Source organism: Bacillus sp. AFS055030 (assembly GCF_002574545.1).
Lineage (GTDB): Bacteria > Bacillota > Bacilli > Bacillales > Bacillaceae_G > Gottfriedia.
Genome location: NZ_NUGT01000067.1, coordinates 1 through 1,904, shown reverse-complemented (window position 1 = coordinate 1,904; position 1,904 = coordinate 1). Strand labels below are relative to the sequence as shown.

Sequence of the window (1,904 nt, the reverse complement as noted above, 5' to 3'; positions counted from 1 at the left end):
TATTTAGCTGATGTTTTTTTGTGTTGAAATATGAAACGATAGATTATTTAAAGGCTCTATACTATTGGGGTATGTACAATTTTAGGTAAAAAAACACGTAACATCCAATATTCGTTATATTTGAATTGTCGAGAAACAAGATAAACGAATGGAGTTACGTGTAAATGAATTCTAACATATACATCCCAGGATTAAAAGATTGTCTAGTGACAAAAGTAGAGGAATATAGTGAAAAAATTTGTCTTTTTGTTGAAATGAAAATAGCACCTCACTCTTGTCCGAGTTGTAAGAATAAGACAAATAAAGCACATGATTACTGACTACAGAAAATTAAACATTTAAGTTGGTTTCAGCAAAAGACAGAAATTTGGTATAGAAAACGTCGTTATGTTTGTGTATTGGTAAGCGTTTTTCAGAAAGCAAATCATTTGTATCTCGTTATAAAAGAGGCTCGATCGAATGGTTTTTAGCTTTATCGATTCATGCGATTAAAAGCAGAAGTTTTAAGAAAACGAGTGAGATTTTCAGAGGTTCTTATACGACAGTCATTAGAGGGTTTGATGAACTCTCAAAGAAAGAAATTAATCAAGTGACAGCTCTCCCAAAAGTAATTGCCATCGATGAGTATAAAGGAGACACCCAAGCAGGTAAGTATCAACTAATTATTGTGAATGGTAAGACGAGAAAGCTCATCGACATATTACCAAACCGTAGAAAAAAATAATAAAGGACTATTTTAAAAAGTACGGGGCAAAGGTAGGAATTGTCATCATGGAAATGAGCCCTTCTTTTAAAGCCGCAGTTCAGGAAGCGTTAGGGAAACCTGTCATAGTGGCTGATCATTTTCACTTTGTGAGATATATTTATTGGGCATTAGATGGTGTAAGGAAACGAATACAACTAGGTGGTATGAGTATGACCGAAAGAAATGAAAGAAAATGCGTCATTTACTCTATAAAAAGGTTGAAAAATTAACCAAAGAGGATCAAAGGTACCTACAACGTTACTTCAGTTTTTCAAAAGAATTAAAATCGGCTTATCAATTAAAGGAAAGTTTTAGTTAATAGTTTAAAAAGGGTAAAGAGAATGAATCGAAGGATATTCTTAAAACGAAAGAAGCACTCGAATCGTTCTACAAAGAAGTAAAAGATGTTGATATTCCTGAATTTAACCGAGTTATAAAAACTCTACAAAACTGGAAAATCGAGATATTTAATAATTTTGCTTATAACTATTCAAATGGTTTTTTAGAAGGCTGTTATAAAAGAGTAAAACTTAATTAGAAGCGATTCACTCTTCAGTGGATGGTATTTGTAGTAAACGATATGTAAATTTTCCGGGGATAAGGAAGAAGGATTATACTAAACGCATAAGTTAGTTTAAAATGGAAAACGAGAATAAATTCGAATACAATTCTTTACTAAATACACTATGTGATCAAAATTTGAGAATAGTCCAAGTATTTTTCATAGAGTATATTCTGTAAAAAGAAACGAGAAACGACTTATAACATTAAATTATAGGTGGTGTGATTTTTTGTCTACTTCACCTGATTCAAAAAGGATATATATACGCTACTTATTATTGAATGGCTTTGAACTTAGACAAGCCTAATAGGGAAGCGGCATTTCAGATTGTTTCCTTTTAATATATTTAAAATCAAAACTAATATTTATATAGCAATAAATATAGAAAACATCTAAAAAAAGATCAAATAAAACAATTTAAATTTTTTATAAAGAAATGCTTGCAATCATTTGGACGAGATGATATATTTATATATGTTGTCACGACAAAACAAGTTCGAACAACAAAAAAATATAATAACTTGTTGACAAAACGTTCGGCAAAATGTTATTATATTAAAGTCGCTTCTAAAGCGATAAAGTGAACTTTGAAAACTA

Annotated in this window: 2 protein-coding genes and 1 pseudogene; all 3 read left to right on the top strand. The window is 30.5% G+C overall.

The genetic code is table 11. From position 1 onward, the window contains the following. Positions 1 to 391: 391 nt before the first annotated feature. The 3 genes and pseudogenes from CN925_RS15985 (at position 392) to CN925_RS21730 (ending at position 1,283) form a co-directional block, all read left to right on the top strand. Complete coding sequence (locus tag CN925_RS15985; protein ID WP_098847362.1) at positions 392 to 724, top strand: hypothetical protein; 333 nt, start codon at positions 392 to 394, stop codon at positions 722 to 724. A 47-nt stretch (positions 725 to 771) separates the two neighbouring features. Continuing rightward, positions 772 to 975, top strand: a complete 204-nt coding sequence (locus CN925_RS21735) for a transposase (protein WP_353616075.1) — start codon at positions 772 to 774, stop codon at positions 973 to 975. Further along, positions 939 to 1,283 (top strand): annotated as a pseudogene (locus CN925_RS21730) (transposase). Before CN925_RS21735 ends, CN925_RS21730 begins: the two are co-directional and overlap by 37 nt. Positions 1,284 to 1,904: the final 621 nt, after the last annotated feature.